Source organism: Nocardiopsis sp. TSRI0078 (genome assembly GCF_001905145.1).
Classification (GTDB): domain Bacteria; phylum Actinomycetota; class Actinomycetes; order Streptosporangiales; family Streptosporangiaceae; genus Nocardiopsis.
The window spans coordinates 416,631-431,240 of the sequence record NZ_LWLB01000012.1; the positions used below are offsets into that span (position 1 = coordinate 416,631).

Annotated in this window: 11 protein-coding genes; 10 read left to right on the top strand and 1 reads right to left on the bottom strand. The window is 75.9% G+C overall.

The window, feature by feature from the left end:
* Position 1: 1 nt before the first annotated feature.
* From A6A08_RS12120 to A6A08_RS12150, 8 genes are all read left to right on the top strand, one after another.
* Positions 2-4,000, top strand: coding sequence for a fibronectin type III domain-containing protein (locus tag A6A08_RS12120; protein ID WP_073702653.1), 3,999 nt, complete (start codon positions 2-4; stop codon positions 3,998-4,000).
* Complete coding sequence (locus tag A6A08_RS12125) at positions 3,994-5,208, top strand: hypothetical protein (protein WP_199866906.1); 1,215 nt, start codon at positions 3,994-3,996, stop codon at positions 5,206-5,208. The genes A6A08_RS12120 and A6A08_RS12125 overlap by 7 nt, the downstream gene beginning before the upstream one ends.
* A 94-nt stretch (positions 5,209-5,302) precedes the next feature.
* Positions 5,303-8,116 carry a GTPase-associated protein 1-related protein gene (locus A6A08_RS12130; protein ID WP_242422396.1) on the top strand — a complete coding sequence of 938 codons (2,814 nt, stop codon included), beginning with the start codon at positions 5,303-5,305 and terminating at the stop codon, positions 8,114-8,116.
* 41 nt (positions 8,117-8,157) lie between these two features.
* Positions 8,158-9,699 carry a hypothetical protein gene (locus tag A6A08_RS12135; RefSeq protein ID WP_242422399.1) on the top strand — a complete coding sequence of 514 codons (1,542 nt, stop codon included), beginning with the start codon at positions 8,158-8,160 and terminating at the stop codon, positions 9,697-9,699.
* Positions 9,696-9,869 (top strand): hypothetical protein, encoded by a 174-nt coding sequence (locus tag A6A08_RS28195; protein WP_199866907.1) that lies wholly within the window; start codon positions 9,696-9,698, stop codon positions 9,867-9,869. The genes A6A08_RS12135 and A6A08_RS28195 overlap by 4 nt, the downstream gene beginning before the upstream one ends.
* A 251-nt stretch (positions 9,870-10,120) precedes the next feature.
* Complete coding sequence (locus A6A08_RS27950; RefSeq protein WP_073702654.1) at positions 10,121-10,891, top strand: hypothetical protein; 771 nt, start codon at positions 10,121-10,123, stop codon at positions 10,889-10,891.
* Entirely contained in the window at positions 10,888-11,571 is a 684-nt protein-coding gene (locus A6A08_RS12145; protein WP_083609079.1) for a class F sortase, read from the top strand. Before A6A08_RS27950 ends, A6A08_RS12145 begins: the two co-directional genes overlap by 4 nt.
* A 147-nt stretch (positions 11,572-11,718) precedes the next feature.
* Entirely contained in the window at positions 11,719-12,015 is a 297-nt protein-coding gene (locus tag A6A08_RS12150) for a YciI family protein (protein ID WP_073702655.1), read from the top strand.
* Between the two features lie 60 nt (positions 12,016-12,075).
* Here the strand turns inward: A6A08_RS12150 and A6A08_RS12155 are convergent, their stop codons facing one another.
* Positions 12,076-12,504, bottom strand: coding sequence for a VOC family protein (locus tag A6A08_RS12155; RefSeq protein WP_073702656.1), 429 nt, complete (start codon positions 12,502-12,504; stop codon positions 12,076-12,078).
* 105 nt (positions 12,505-12,609) lie between these two features.
* Between A6A08_RS12155 and A6A08_RS12160 the strand changes: the two genes are divergently transcribed.
* Both A6A08_RS12160 and A6A08_RS12165 read left to right on the top strand, forming a co-directional pair.
* Positions 12,610-13,212: a TetR/AcrR family transcriptional regulator gene (locus A6A08_RS12160; RefSeq protein WP_073702657.1), complete on the top strand. Its 603-nt coding sequence runs from the start codon at positions 12,610-12,612 to the stop codon at positions 13,210-13,212.
* Between the two features lie 149 nt (positions 13,213-13,361).
* Positions 13,362-14,456, top strand: a complete 1,095-nt coding sequence (locus A6A08_RS12165) for a GTP-binding protein (RefSeq protein WP_073702814.1) — start codon at positions 13,362-13,364, stop codon at positions 14,454-14,456.
* Positions 14,457-14,610: the final 154 nt, after the last annotated feature.

The following is a 14,610-nucleotide window of genomic DNA, read 5'->3' on the forward strand; positions in this document are numbered from 1 at the left end:
GATGCCCTGGGACGCACAGGACCGCACACGTTACGAGGACGAGGTACTGGTGGCCGCGCGTGCCCGCGGGCTCCCGGCGGACCTGTTCACGCGCTACGGCATCGGCCCCCGCCTGGAGCGGCGGCTGCGCGCCGACCCCGCCGCCTTCACCGAGTACGTCGCCGAGGTGTGCGCCTACTGGCGTGCGCTGCAGGGCCGGCGCCGCTCCCTGAAGAAGGTGCTGGCCGACCTGATCGCCGACCACGAGCGCATGGAGGACGAGGGCGCGCTCACCCACGCCCACTTCCACAGGGTGCGCTGCGAGACGGCCCGGCGCGCGCTGGCCGAGTGGTCCGAGATCGCCGGGAACCTGACCACCGCCCTGCTGGACAGGGACGCCCTCCGGTCGATGATCGCGCCGGTGGGCGTGGCCGAGGCCGACGCCGAGCGCGTCCTGCTCGACCACGGCGTGCGTGTCGTGGACCGGCTGCCCGAACTGCCGGACGCACCGCCCGTACGCGCCTTCCGCGCCCTGCGCGAGAACCTGCGCGTCCGGGGCGTGGCCTTCTCCCCCATGGTGGTCTTCGGGGAGGAGCGCCTGGCCCACGGGTTCACCGTGCTGGACGGGTTCCGGCTCTGCGACGGCACCGCCCTGGACAAGGTCGCCCTGGACGAGGCTGCCCAGCGCGTGCGGCTGGAGGCGGCGACCGACGGCAAAACCGCGGCCGAGAACGTGCTGGAGATCCTGCGGGCCGAGGACGACTCGGCCCTGCGCGAGTCCCTCGTGCTGTGGGAGGTCGTCAGCGACCTGCGCGAGCGCCCGGAGTCCCTGACCGAGTCCGGGCTGGTCCGGCACTGGGTGCACCGGGGACTGGTCGAGGAGGAGGCCATGCTGCTGGCCGCGGCCGTGCGTCACTCCGGCCCCCGCACCGATCCGGTCGTCCGGGCGGAGCGGGACGTGCGCGACCTGCTGGTGGACAACCAGCTGCGCCAGGCGCAGGAGGCCGCCGCCGACCTGCCCGAGGAGCACGACCTGCACGCCCGGCTGCGCGTACGGGTGCGCCAGGTGGAGGAGCTGACCGGGGAGGCGGACCGTGCGCTGCGCGCGGGCGACCGCGAGGAGGCGGCGCGGGCGCTGGCGGCGGCGGTGGACGTGGCGGCCGACGACGAGGTGCTCGCCGCCCGGCTGGGCGAGGTCGAGCCGCTGCCTCCGCGCGGGGTGGAGGCCCGGGTCGACGGCCGGAGCGTGGTCGTGACCTGGCAGCCCAGCCCGAGCCTGGCCGGGACGGTCACCTACCGGGTGACGCGGCGCACCGGACGGGACGGCAGCGCACGGGAGGTGCCGGTGGGCGAGCTGTCGGGGACCGAGATCACCGACACCGGCGCCCCGGTGGGCTCCGAGGCGCGCTACACCGTGGTGGCGGTGCGCGGAGGCCGCGGGGTGTCGGAGGCGGTCTCGACCCCGCCGGTGATGATCGCGCCGGAGGTCTCGTCGCTGCGGGTGTGCGCCGGCGAACGGGAGGTGTCCGGCTCCTGGGAGGCCCCGGCGGAGGCCGTGCGCGTGGAGGTGCTGCGCGGCGAGGGCGCCCCGCCGCGCGGGGCGGGCGACGGGGTACGCGTGGAGACGGACGGAACGGGGTTCCGCGACACCGGCGTCCGCACCGACGTGGAGTACCACTACCGGATCCGGGCCATCTACGTGACCTCGAACGGGCACGCGCGGGGGTCGGCCGGACTCGTTCGGCGGGCCAGTCCGGGCCCGTGCCCGGACCCGGTGCGGGACCTGTCCGTGCGACCGGACGGCGGTACGGACTTCGTGGCCTCGTGGACCAACCCGCCCCGGGGCCGGGTCGTGCTGCGCGTGGGGGCGGAGCCGCCCGAGTGGCCGCCGGGCACGGTGGTCGGCCCCGACGACCTGGACTCCTACGGCCGCGAGGTGGACCAGCGCCCGGTCACGGAGAACGCGGAGGGGACCGCCCGGGCCGCGGGAGGCTCCGGGGCCGCGGGGGTCCCGGACACCGCCCGGAGACCGGACGGCACCGATGCGGTGGAGGCGGCAGCCGCGGACGACGGGCCCGGGGACGCGGGCCCGGGCGCTCCTGGAAGGGGTCCGGCTCCGGGGCCGGCCGCCCCGGGAACGGGCTTCGCGCGGGCGGAGGGCCCGGCCCCCGTGACGCGCGAGGAGAGGGAGGGCGTCCGCGTACTCGGCCCCGCCGACAGGGCCGAGGTCGCCGTCCGCAACAGCCAGGTCCACGCCGCCGGTACTCCGGGCCCGCGGCCGGAGGGCCCCGCTCCGAGCACACCGGAACCGGCGGCAAGCGGGGAGAAGGAGGGCGTGCGGGTCCTGGGCCCCGCCGCGGCGCCCGGAGGCGGCGACGGAGGGCGCGCCGCGGCCCCGCCCGGGGCACCGGCGACCGGAGAGCACCAGGACGCGGGAGCCGCCGCCCCGATGCCGACCGGGGAGGAGGCGGCGTGGGAGGGCGTCCGGGTCCTCGGCCCCGACGAGGGGGCCGGAACCGGCGCCCACGGCGGCGGGCGCCACGCCATGAGCCCGCCGGAGCCCACCGCGCCGGCTTCGGAGGAGAGCGCCCCGGACACCGGCTTCAGCGAGGGGATGTCGTTCGGCGCCTGGACCGACCGGATCCGGGAGACGGGCGTGCACGCGGCGCACGCGGATGACGCGGCGCACGCGGATGATGCGGCGCACGCGGATGGTGCGGCACACGTGGATGACGCGGCGCACGCGGATGACGCGGCACACGTGGATGGTGCGGCACACCTCCCGCGTCCGAGGCGGTCGGCTCCGGAGGAGGACGGGACCGGGTTCGGCCTCCAGGACGACCAGACCCGCGACGCGGCCTCCCCCGGGACACGGGCGGCCGGCCAGGGCCGCCTCCCGCACCCCGGGCACCCGGCTTCGACGGAGTACGGGAACCAGGGGGACGTCCAGGTCCTCGACCCCGCCGAGGGCTCCCTCGACGGGAGCTGGACGGGAACCGGGAACGGCGGGGCGCACGCCCCGCACGCGGACCACGCCCCGGCCTCCGGCGGTGAGAGGGAGGGCGTCCGGGTCCTGGGCCCCGCCGAGACGACCGGGACCGGTGAGCGCACCGACGCGAACCACGCCGCGCACCTCCCGCCGCGTTCCGCGGACCATGGCGCGACGGGCCTCGGGGCGACGGACGCCGGACGCCGCGGTACCGGGCCCGCGGGCCACGCGCCGGCGGCGGCCGGAGACGGCGACCGCCCGCACACCGACGGGCCCGCCGGTGACGGCCGCCCCCGGCAGGCGGACGCGGACGACGACCGGGCCCTGGCCGCGCTGACCCTGGGTTCGGGCACCCACCACGTCCTGGCGGTGACGGTGGCGGGCGACCAGTCGGTGGTGGGCACCTCCGTACGGGTGACCGCCGCCCCACCGGTGCGCGACCTGCACGCGGAGCGCTTCGACACCTCGGTCCGCCTGGGATGGACGTGGCCCGACGACGCCGCCGCCGCGGTGGTCTCCTGGCGCCCCGAGGCCCCCGGAGCCGAGCCCTGGATCGGCGGCGAACTGCGCTGTACCCGGCTCCAGTACGCCTGCGACGGCGGCTTCGAGGCGCCCATGAGCCCGGATTCGGTGCGGGTGGACGTGCGCGCCGTCGTCCCCTTCGAGGGCGGGGAGGCGGTGAGCGCCCCGACGGGCGTCACCGTGCCCGGCCGGGCGGTGCTCGACTACCGCGTGGAGGCGGCCGGGCTGCTGCGCCGGGACCGGCTGGTCCACGTGTTCGCCGAGGAGGACTGCGACATGCCCGAGGTGTCCGTGGTCTACGCCGAGGGCCCGGTCCAGCCGCACTCCGCCGCGCAGGGGCTCGTGCTGGCCGTCTTCCCCGCCCAGCACCTGGCGGCGGGCGAGTGGGTCTCGGTGCGCGTGCGGCCGCCGCGGGGGACGGGCGAGGGCTGGCTGATGTGCTTTCCGTCGGACGAGGACGACCGGGAGGTCCGGCTGCGCCAGCCCCCGGTGCGGGAACTGAGGTGGTGAGGACCCTGGACGCTCTGCGCTCGCTGATCCCCGTGGACGGCCGCCGCCTGGTGTGCCCCTACTGCTACTCGCGGTTCGCCGAGCGGAACATCCGCTTCCGGTGCACCGGGCGCCCCGGACCCGACGGGCGGGTGTGCGCCCCTGTGGAGGACATCGCGGTCCGCGCCCACCTGGGGCGGCGCGAACGGCTGCCCCCCGTGTTCGAGGCCGACGGGCGCCGCGCCCGGGCGGTGTGCCCGGGGTGCGCCTCGACCACCGGCAGACAGGTGTGCGCCACCTGCCACGCCCAGCTCCCGGTGAACTTCGGCCGGATCCGCAGCCGGATGATCGCCCTGGTCGGGGCGCGCGACGCGGGCAAGACCGTGTTCATGACGGTGCTCATCCACGAGCTGATGAACCGGGTGGGCTCCCGCTTCAACGCCTCGGTGGGCGGCTCGGACGACCACACCCGGCACCGCTTCCACGCCGACTACGAGACCCCGCTGTACGAGGAGGCGCGGCTGCTCGGCGCCACCCGGCGCACCGGGGTGACCCGCGAGCCGCTGGTGTTCCGGTTCACCACCAAACGAAGGGGGCTGTCCGGCGGGCGTCCGCAGCACACGCTGCTGTCGTTCTTCGACACCGCCGGGGAGGACCTGACCTCCGCGGAGAGCGTGGAGGCGAACCTGCGCTACCTCAACAACGCCGACGGGATCATCCTGCTGCTGGACCCGCTCCAGATGGAGGGCGCCCGGCGGCTCGTCCCGGCGGGGACGCGGATGCCCGCGCCGGGCAGGGTGGAGAACCGGCCGCTGGACATGCTGGGACGGGTCACCGACCTGCTGATGAGCCGGCCCGGGGCGGCCAACCGGCTGATCAGGGTGCCCATGGCGGTGTGTCTGACCAAGATCGACGCGCTGCACGGCGAGCTGGACGAGGGGTCGCCGCTGCACCGGCCGCAGCCGGCCACGCCGTTCTTCGACGAGTCCGACAGCCAGGACGTGCACGCCCAGATCCGGCAGCTCCTGCACCGGTGGGACGGCGGCGGTGTGGACGGCCACGTGAACAACCACTACCGCAACGCCCGCTACTTCGGGGTGTCGGCGCTGGGCGGCGTTCCCGACGAGGGCAACCGGGTGCGCGGAGGGGTGCGCCCCTACCGGGTGGCCGACCCGTTCCTGTGGATGCTCAGCGAGTTCGGGGTCATCCCCTCGCGCGACGGGGCCTGACCCCGGGCCCGCCGACCCGGGTGGCCCGTGCCCGGGCACCGCGCGGTTCCCGGACGCCGGACGCCTCCGACACGGCGGACCCGGCGGCCGCCCCGTGAACGACCAGACCGACCAGAAGGACGTACCGATGGGCTTCGCTCAGCTGTACTACACCTCGTGCGAACACGGCCTGTCCGGCTACGCCGGTTACCAGTTCAACGCGGCCACCCCCGGCGTGGACCCCCGGGTCCTGAGGGAGGTCGAGCGGTTCACCGTCTACGAGCCGCCGAGGTCGTGCCCGGCCGAGCGCGTGGACGACCATCCGGTCAACCTCTGCTACTCGCCCGACGTGGGAGGGGTTCCGGTGCTGAGCCGGGTGGTCTCCAGCGGGGACGACCCGTCGGGACGGCCGGGCAACTACTTCGCGCACAGCCTGGTGGCCGCCGGGCCGGGGGAAACGGGTCCGCTGCCCGCGGAGCTGTGGGAGGCCGACTTCTGGGCGGAGGCACCGGTGGACGGCCCCGGACCGGCGGAGCTGTCGGAACTGTCGGAGCTGGAGGTGGGCCCCGGCCCCCTGGACCGGGAGCGCACCGACGCGTGGGTGCGGCGCTGGCCCCCCGAGGTGGTGGCGCGGCTGCTGCTCGCCGCCGACGACGCCGTGGACGACGCCCGCCCCCTGGTGCTGGTGGCCGACAGCGCGTCCGTGGCGCACTGGGTGGCGGCCCTGACCCACCTGCTGTCACCGGAGCGGGCACGGCTTTTGTCGTTCGCGACCTACTGCGGCAACCCCGACGAGGCGCTCGTGCACGTCATCGGGGTGCCGCCGGGGTCGGACACCACGCTGTGGAAGGGCCGGTTCACGGTGTACGACCCGGAGTCGGACTCCGTGGACGGGCTGCCCGAGCCCGGGGCCCGGGCGTGGGCGGTGGCCGACCGGCTGGCCAGGCTGGGCACGCGCCGTGCCGCGCAGCTGTGGCTCCGGGCGCGGCCCTACGCCTCGGGCCGGGAGGGGCCTCTGGCCGACTGGCGGCCGGTCCTGGCCGCCGCGGCGCTGCTGGACGAGGGCAGCCCGTGCGGGAGGGACCTGAGGGAGGTGCGCGAGTGGCTTCCGGAGGCGGTGGAGTGGCTCGCCCGGGAGGACGCCGCCGTGCTGGTCCACCGGATCCTGGACGCCGACGCCGCGTCGTCCGCGGGGGCGCGCGCGGGTGTCCGGGAGGGATCGGTCGCGAGGCTGTCCCGCGGGGCGTCCGGAGGGACGTTCGCGAGGTCGGCGCGCGAGGTGCCGGGCAGGCCGCGCGAGGGCGTGTCGGCGCTGGGCGGGCCGACGTGCGGGACGCGGGAGGGGCCCGGCGGAGCCTCCGCGGGGCCGGCGGGCGGCGGATACGACGACTCCCCCGACGGGGCGTACGGGGAACCGGCCGGTGCGCCACCGGGCGGGCCGGCGGGCGGAGGGAGGCCGTGGTCCGAGATCCCGGTGGAGCCGATGGATCCGGCCGACGCGGCGGGGGCGGCTGGAGCGGCGGACGCGGCGGGCACCTCCCTGGATCACGAGGCCCTGGCCGGACTGCAGCGGGTGGCGCACCGCCTGGGCGGCGCGACCGGGGTGACCGAGCGGCTCGAACGCGTGATGGTGCGCCGGTCCCTGGACGACATCGCCGCCGGCAGGCCCGCCCCGCCCGTGGCGCCGATGCGGTCGGAGTCGGTACGCGGAGCGGCCCGGGACCGTGTCGCCGCGCTGCTGGACGGGAGGCGGGGCGAGGTCGGTCCCGACCGGGCGGTGGAACTGCTGCGCTGGGCGCGCGCGGGCGGGCTGGCGCCTCCCGCGGAGAGCCTGGAGCGCTACGGCGGGGACGTCGTCGCCCCCCTGCTGGCCGGTTCCCGCCTTCCCGACCCGTCGATACGCACCCTGATGGCCGCCCATCCCCGGATGCGGCGGGGCGCGGCGGCGGGGCTGGCGGAGCTTCCCCGCGACCGGTTGGCCGCCCTGGCTATCGGACCGGTGGGCGCCCTGTTCGCCGACGACCGCGACGGCTCCAGCGCCCTCCTGCGTGAGCTGCGGCTCCTGGGTACCGACAACCGCACCGACCTTCCGGGGCTGCTGTCGTACGTGGTGTCCGTGCGCCGGGAGGGGCGGAGGGTCGAGGCGCCCGGGATCGCCGGGCACGACGTGGACGAGGACCTGCTCGCCGGGGTCTGGGGGCCGGACCGCGGTCCCCGGGCCGTCCTTTCGACCCTGCGCGCCCTGCGGCCCGGGGTCCTGGTGGCGCCGGAGGTGGGCGACTGGGTGGCCGGGGCGGTGACGTCCCCGCCCGCGGAGGGGCGGGAGCGGACGTGGCGGGAGCTGGTGGACGAGGTGTCCCGGCACTGGCTGCGCTCCCGGCTGCCGGAGTCCGGTCAGCGTGTGGTGGAGGAGTGGTCCCGGGTCCGGCCGACGCTGGTCGCGCTGCGCGCCGGCGGTGACGGGCGGGGCCCCGACCGGCTCGGCGCCGTGTACGAGAGTGTCCGGGACACCCATCCCGTGGTGGAGGAGATCACACGGAGACTGGTGGTGCGGATGCTGTTGGGGTGGCGCGAGTGTGCGTCTTTGGCCGAGGCACTGCGGGACTGCCCGGAGGAGGTGTTCGAGGCCTACTGCACGGCGGTCTCCCTCCGGTTGGCCGGGGAGCGGCCGGACACCGCGATCGCGGCGCTGGTGTACCTGACGGCCAGGCACGAGGCGCTGACCGGCCACGGGCGCTCCCAGTACCTGGACGCGTCGGTGCTCTCGCTCGCCGTGGCCGGGTGGAGGCGGCGCCACGTGGCGCGGATGCGCAGGCGGCTGCCCCGGGAGTCGGGAAGCGGCTTCGACGGGTGGGCCCAGCGGCTGCGCGGGTCCCGTGGACGCGGTTTCCTCAGACCGCGGCTGTGGACGGGCGGGCGGCGGTCATGAGGCGGAGGGCGCCCCAGGGGCCACGGAACGACGACGGCGGCGTGCAAATCGGGGTGGCGCTGCTGGCGGCCGTCGGGGGGCTCCTGGCCCTGGTGGTCGTCTACCTGCTGCGATGGTGGCTGATCGCGGCCCTGGTGAGCGCCGTGGTGGTCCTCGGGGGCACCGCCGCCGTGGTCGGCTGGTGCGCCCTGGTGGCCTTGTACCTGCGCCGCACGCACAGGGTGATGCTCGGCGGCGACCATCCGGCCGAGCCGCCGCCGGGCAGCAGGGACGATCCCGCCCACCGGTCCTACCACGGCGGTCCGGCCTGGTGGGACCTGCGCGCGGTGCTGGGCTGGTGCTGGACCGTCGCGGCGCCGTGGAGCGTGTTCCTGCTGCCGCACCTGCTGCTCCACGCCCTGGTGGTGGGCGCGTACATGGCCGCGGCGTGGACGGTCGTCGGCGCGCTCCGGCTGGCGGACTCCGGCCTGCTGCTGGTCCGCCGGATCCGGATGGTGTGCCCCGGGTGCTTCGTGCGGCTGGGGTATCCGGCGTACCTGTGCGCGCGGTGCGGTCGGCGGCACGGCTCCATCCGGCCCGGCGGGCGGGGGCTGTGGTGGCGGCGGTGCCTGTGCGGGGCCCGTCTGCCCACGCTGCTCCTGCTGGGTTCGGCGGACCTGGACGCGCGGTGCCCGCACTGCGACCGGAGCCTGGAGCACCGTCCGGGCGAGGCCAGGGAGTTCGTACTGCCGCTGTTCGGGGGGACGGGCGCGGGCAAGACGCGGCTGGTGACCGGGATGCACCTCGCGCTGGCGCAGGCGGCGCGCAGGGCCCCGGAGGCGTACGTGGAGCCGGTGGGCGAGGAGGCGGTGCGGCGGCTGAGGGACTGCGAGCGGATGCTGTCCACACGGACCCCGCCCACGCCCCCGGGACGCGAGGTGCGGGGGCTGACCGTGCGGGTGGGTGCGGGTGGCAGGACCCTGCTCATGCAGCTGTTCGACGCGGCGGGCGAGCGGTTCAACCGTTCGGTGACCGCCGAGGAGTTGGCCTACCTGGGCAAGGCGTCCACGTTCGTGCTGGCGGTGGACCCGCTGGGGATCGAGGCGGTGTGGCGTTCGCTGACCGCGCGGGAGCGGTCCCGGCTGGCCGGGGACCGCTCGCACACCCGTGATCCGGAACTGGCGTACGGGGCGGTGCGCGACGAGATCCGGCGGCAGTACCGCATGCTGGGGCACGGCCGCCTGCCCAGGTGGGGCCGGAGCCGCCTGGCGGTGGTGGTCACGCGCGGCGACCTGGTACGGGGGACGGCCGTCGCGCCCGACGGGGTGGGGCCGCGGGAGTGGGCGGAGCGGACCCTGGGCCTGGGGAACCTGCTGCGGGACGCGGAGGCCGACTTCGGCGAGACACGGGTGTTCCTGACCTCGGCCGTCACCGACGGCTCCGGGCTGGCCGACCCCAGTCTCGGCGCCCTGCTGCGGTGGCTGCTGGCCGAGGAGGACGACGCGTTCACCGCGATGCTGGCCGACCCGGAGCCCCCGGCTCCCCCGGCCGCCGGTCCCCGGAGCGAGCGGCCGGAGTCGGAGTACATGGAGGGGACCCGATGACCTACCAGGGCCCGGAGCACCGTGCCGCCCGCCGGATCGTCGCCGCGGCGACCTACACGCTCACGGTGGCGCTGACCGCGGCAGCGGTCGCCGCGCTGGTGTGGCTGGGCATGGCCGTCGTCCAGGGCGTGTGGGCCCACGCCCTCGCCCGCATCGCCGAGGGCTCCTGAGCCCGCCCTGAGAGCGGGCCCGCGGAGGGCCCGACGGTCCTCACCGAAGGCGGCCGCGCGTCCGCGCCCACCCTCCGCGGCTTCGGATCCCTACCCGGACCCGCTCCGGACCGCCCGTGTCCACACGAAAACGACTCCACAACTACACGTAATTAAGTCGTTGCATACGGTTACTCTCCTGGTGCGAAGGGGCACCTTTCCGGACAACTCCACGTCATCGGGACGGGGAGGACCGCAGAGGAGTCTCTCGCATGCACAAGGCAACCGCCGCCACGACCGCTCTGGCACTTCCCGTGGGGCTGGTGCTGGCCGCCGCGCCCGCACGGGCCGACGTCCCCGCCGGTGATACGACGGTGCTGCACGCGCAGATCCAGCCGTTGAACGAGCACGGGGCCGGGGGCACCAGCACCGTCGAGCTCCGGGGCACGAGGGTCACGGTCCAGGTCCACGCGACCGGGCTCGCGCCAGGCCTTCCGCACGCGCAGCACCTCCATATCGGCGGGGAGAACACGTGTCCGCCCGGGACGGACTCGGACGAGAACGGCGACGGGTTCGTCAGCACGATCGAGGGCATGCCCTCCTACGGCCCCGAGGCGGTGTCCCTGACCACCGAGGGCGGCACCGGAGCCGAGCACAAGCTGGCCCTGGACCGCATGGCGGTGGCCGACGAGGACGGCAAGCTCGCGTACCAGCGCACCTTCGAGGTGGACGAGGACGTCGCCGAGCGGATCGGCGACGGCGAGGCCGTGCTCGTCCAGCGCGGCATCGACACCGGGGGCGACGGGTCGTACGACTTCAACGGCGCGGGCAGGAGCGACCTCGACGAGTCGGTCCCGGCCGAGGCGACCCACCCCGCGGCCTGCGGCGCGCTCACGGCGGCGCCCGAACGCGGCATGGACACCGGCCTCGGCGGCACCGCGGACACCTCCGGCGCCGGACTGGTCGGCCTGGGCGCCGCCCTCGTCACGGCGGCGGGGGCCGTGGCCCTCGCCGGGCGCCAGCTGCTGCGCAACCGGACATGACCGTGCTTCCGGGCACCGGCCGACCGGCGGCCGTGACGGCCGCCGCACGGAGCGAACCGGGCGGCCGCCGGGTGATCTGCTCGGCGGCCGCCCGGTTCGTCTCCTCCCTGGGGGTACTGCTCATGGCCGCCGGCCTCTGGCTGGGCGGCACGGCCCCGGGCTCCGACGGCTCCCCGACCGCCGCGCCCGCGGCCTCTGAGGACGAGGCGACGTCCGTCCTGTCACGTGCCAGGCCCGTCCGGCTCACCATCCCGGCGATCGACGTGGACGTCGCGGACCTCGTCGCCCTGGACGTGGACGCCGCCGGGGTGCTGGAGGCACCCGAGGACACCGGCGCGGTCGGGTGGTACGGGCCGGGCCCCTGGCCCGGCCAGGCCGGACCCGCGGTGCTGGGCGCGCACGTGGACTCCGTCAGCGGCCCGGCGGTCTTCTTCCGGCTGCGGGAGCTGGAGCCCGGGGACGAGGTGGCCGTCGAGCGCGCCGACGGCACCGAGGCCGTGTTCCACGTGTACGAGGTGCGGGAGTACGACAAGGACACCTTCCCCACGGACCGGGTCTACGGCTCCACGGGCAACCGGGCCGAGCTGCGCCTGGTGACCTGCGGCGGCGAGTTCGAGCGGCGCAGCGGCGGCTACACCGGCAACGTGGTCGTCTACGCCGAGCTGGACTCCCCGGTGTGACCAGCCCCTTCCCCGCCCCTGGCCCGCGCCTTCTCCTCCGCCTGTGGCACAGTGTCGGCCATCGCGGCGGCGGCCGCGCACCCCGCCGACGCGAGAGGGCGGGGACGACGGTCCGCCGCCGGACCCGCGTACCCAGGGAGGAACACCATGGCGGTCTTCGCCATCACCTACACCTACGCCGCCGACAGCGCAGCCGCGCGCGACGAGCACCGCCCCGCCCACCGGGAGTACCTGGACGGGCTCTCCGGTCAGGGCGTCAACCTGTGCTCGGGCCCCTTCGGCCCCGAGGAGGCCCCCGGCGCGCTCCTGCTCTTTCGCGCCGGGTCCAAGGAGGAGGCCCTCGCTCTGACCGAGAAGGACCCCTTCCGCCTGCAGGGCCTGGTCAGCGAGGTCGCGGCCCGGGAGTGGGCCCCTGTCCTGGGCCCGCTGGCCGAGCACTTCTGAGCCGCCCCGAACCCGCACACCCCGCCGGGGCCGGTCGCACCGACCGGCCCCGGCGCCCGTTCAGTGCCCCGCCTCCGCGGCGAGGCCGTTGTCCCTCATCCACCGGGGGTCGGGGTCGACCAGCTGCAGGACCTCGACGTGGAGCCCCTCCGGGCCCGAGACCTGGAAGCGGCGCTGCCCCCAGGGCTCGCTGACCAGGGGCATGACCACCTCCACCCCCGCCTCGCGCAGGCGCTTCTCCTCGGCGTCCGCGTCCGGGACCAGGAAGGCGATCAGCGACCCCGCCCTCCCCCGGCGCAGGACCTCGTGCGTGGACGGGTGGTCGCGCAGGACGAAGTCGACGGACAGCTTGGGGTGGTCCTTGTGCTGGGTGTTGAGGTACCAGCCGAGGTCGACGCCGACCTCGAAGCCGAAGTGCTCGGTGAACCACTCGGCGCTGGCGCGCGGGTCGTCGCAGAGCACGGCCAGGCCGACGAGTTCGATATCCATGTGTCCTCCAGGGGGCGGCCGCTTATCACTACAGATAAAGTACTACAGTCAAAGTGGTACCACAAGCGTGCATGTCCGTGAACGACGAAAGAGGAGGCCAGGGCCATGCGGCAGAACCCCGAGCGCAGGCGCGCGCTACTGGACGCGGCCATCGACGTACTCGCCGAGGAGGGCGCGCGCGGGCTCACCTTCCGCGCGGTGGACACCCGCGCGGGGGTGCCCAAGGGAACCGCGTCGAACTACTTCGCCAACCGAGCCGAACTCCTGCTCCAGGCGGGCGCGCACGTCCACGTACGGCTGGCGCCCACCGAGGAGTTCATGGCGCGCTTCCTGGGCGCGGCCCCCTCGCGCGAGCAGACCCGGCTGGGGATGCGCGACCTGCTGCGGCGGGTGGAGGCCGACCGCAACGGCTACCTCGCGCTGCTGGAACTGCGACTGGAGGCCAACCGGCATCCGGGCATCCGCGAGGAGCTGACGCGCACCATCCGGGACACCCTGGAGGAGAACGTGCGCCACCACCTGGAGGGCGGCTTCCCCGGGGACCGGGGCACGGTGGTCACGCTCTACCTGGCGATGACCGGCCTGTTCGTGGAGCACCTGACCCTGCCCGACGTGCTCGGCGACGACGACCCGGACGCCCTGGTGGACCGGATGGTGCGCGCCATCGTCCCCGAGGGGCCGGACTTCCCCGGCCCGTCCCTTCCCTGACCCGGCGTCCGTGCGCGGAAGCCGCGGCGGCTTCCGCGCACGGACGCCGCCCCCTCCGGCCTTCCGCGGCGGACGCCGCGCGCGTGCCATACGATAATGATTATCGTTTTCAATCAAGGGAGGATGCCCCGATGGAACCGACGACCCCCATGCCCGTGGCCGTGGTCTGCGGGCTTCACCGCCGTGCGCGCGGGCGGACCGCGGACGACCTGCTGGAGGAGGTGCCCGGGTCCCTGGCCGTCCACCACGACCTCGGCGGGATCGGTGCGGGGGTCGTCCACCGCGTCACACGCGACCGGTGGGGGACCGTGGACCACGACCGCGTCCGCGCGGACCACCCGTGCGCGTCCTGCGCCTTGCGAGAGGACCTCGTGCCCGCTCTGGTACGGCTGGCCGAGCGGGGCGAGCACACCCTGTGCGTGGTGGAGACCTGGGACGGGGTCGAACCCCGGCGGATCGCCGAGGCCGTCGCCGCCCAGGACGCCCTGCGGTTGGCCACCGTCGTCGCCGCCGTGGACACCGAGCGCCTGCTGCCGGACCTGTCCGGCCACGACGACCTGCACGACCGCGGCCTGGGCATCGCCCCGGAGGACGGGCGCACGGTCGCCGAGGTGCTCTCCCACCAGGTCGAGTACCCCACCGCGGTCGTCCTGCACGGTTCCCGACACCTGGACGAGGCCCGCGCCCTGGTGGAACACCTCAACCCGGCCGCCGCGGTCGTCGCGGCGGCCGGCGGGCTCGCGGACCCGACGCACGGCCGGTTCGACACCGGGGCCGCCGCACGGCGCCTCGACCCCGCCTGGGCGCACTACGCCGAACGCGCGGACGGGCGGGTGAGCACCCTGACCTGGACCCGCCGGCGCCCCCTGCACCCCGTGCGGCTGCACGAGTCGCTGGAGCGGATCGTGTCCTCGGGCCTGCGTGGCCGGGGCCGGATCTGGCTGGCCAACCGCCCGGACACCCTGCTGGTGTGGAACGCCCACAACGACGCCCTGCTGCTGGAGAACGGCGGCCCCTGGCTGGACGCCCTGCCCGGGGCCGCGGTGGAGATGGTCTGCGAGACCCGCCGCCTCTCCGCCCTCATGGACTGGGACCCGGTGGTGGGCGACCGCCGCCAGCACCTGGCGTTCACGGGTGTGGACCTGGACGCCGAACGCCTGGTGGCCCTGCTGGACTCGTGCCTGATGAACGAGGACGAGGCGGGGCTGCCGCTGCTCTCCGACCCCTTCGCCGGCGCCCTGTAGCGGAGGGGCGCGGCCGCCGGGTCGGACGCCGGCGGCCGGGAGCGGGATCGTCCGCGGCGAGCCGCCCGGGGCGGCCAGGGCGGGCGGGTCCGCCTCGCGGCGGACCCGGTGCGCACAGGACGGGCCCCGCGTGTGTTCACGCGGGGCCCGTCGC

Bases quoted from the DNA above. Each gene is read 5' to 3' on its own strand.
- A6A08_RS12120 (WP_073702653.1), top strand. From the start codon at position 2: ATGCCCTGGGACGCACAGGACCGCACACGTTACGAGGACGAGGTACTG.
- A6A08_RS12165 (WP_073702814.1), top strand. From the start codon at position 13,362: ATGCCCGTGGCCGTGGTCTGCGGGCTTCACCGCCGTGCGCGCGGGCGG.
- A6A08_RS12145 (WP_083609079.1), top strand. From the start codon at position 10,888: ATGACCGTGCTTCCGGGCACCGGCCGACCGGCGGCCGTGACGGCCGCC.
- A6A08_RS12155 (WP_073702656.1), bottom strand. From the start codon at position 12,504: ATGGATATCGAACTCGTCGGCCTGGCCGTGCTCTGCGACGACCCGCGC.
- A6A08_RS12160 (WP_073702657.1), top strand. From the start codon at position 12,610: ATGCGGCAGAACCCCGAGCGCAGGCGCGCGCTACTGGACGCGGCCATC.
- A6A08_RS27950 (WP_073702654.1), top strand. From the start codon at position 10,121: ATGCACAAGGCAACCGCCGCCACGACCGCTCTGGCACTTCCCGTGGGG.
- A6A08_RS12150 (WP_073702655.1), top strand. From the start codon at position 11,719: ATGGCGGTCTTCGCCATCACCTACACCTACGCCGCCGACAGCGCAGCC.
- A6A08_RS28195 (WP_199866907.1), top strand. From the start codon at position 9,696: ATGACCTACCAGGGCCCGGAGCACCGTGCCGCCCGCCGGATCGTCGCC.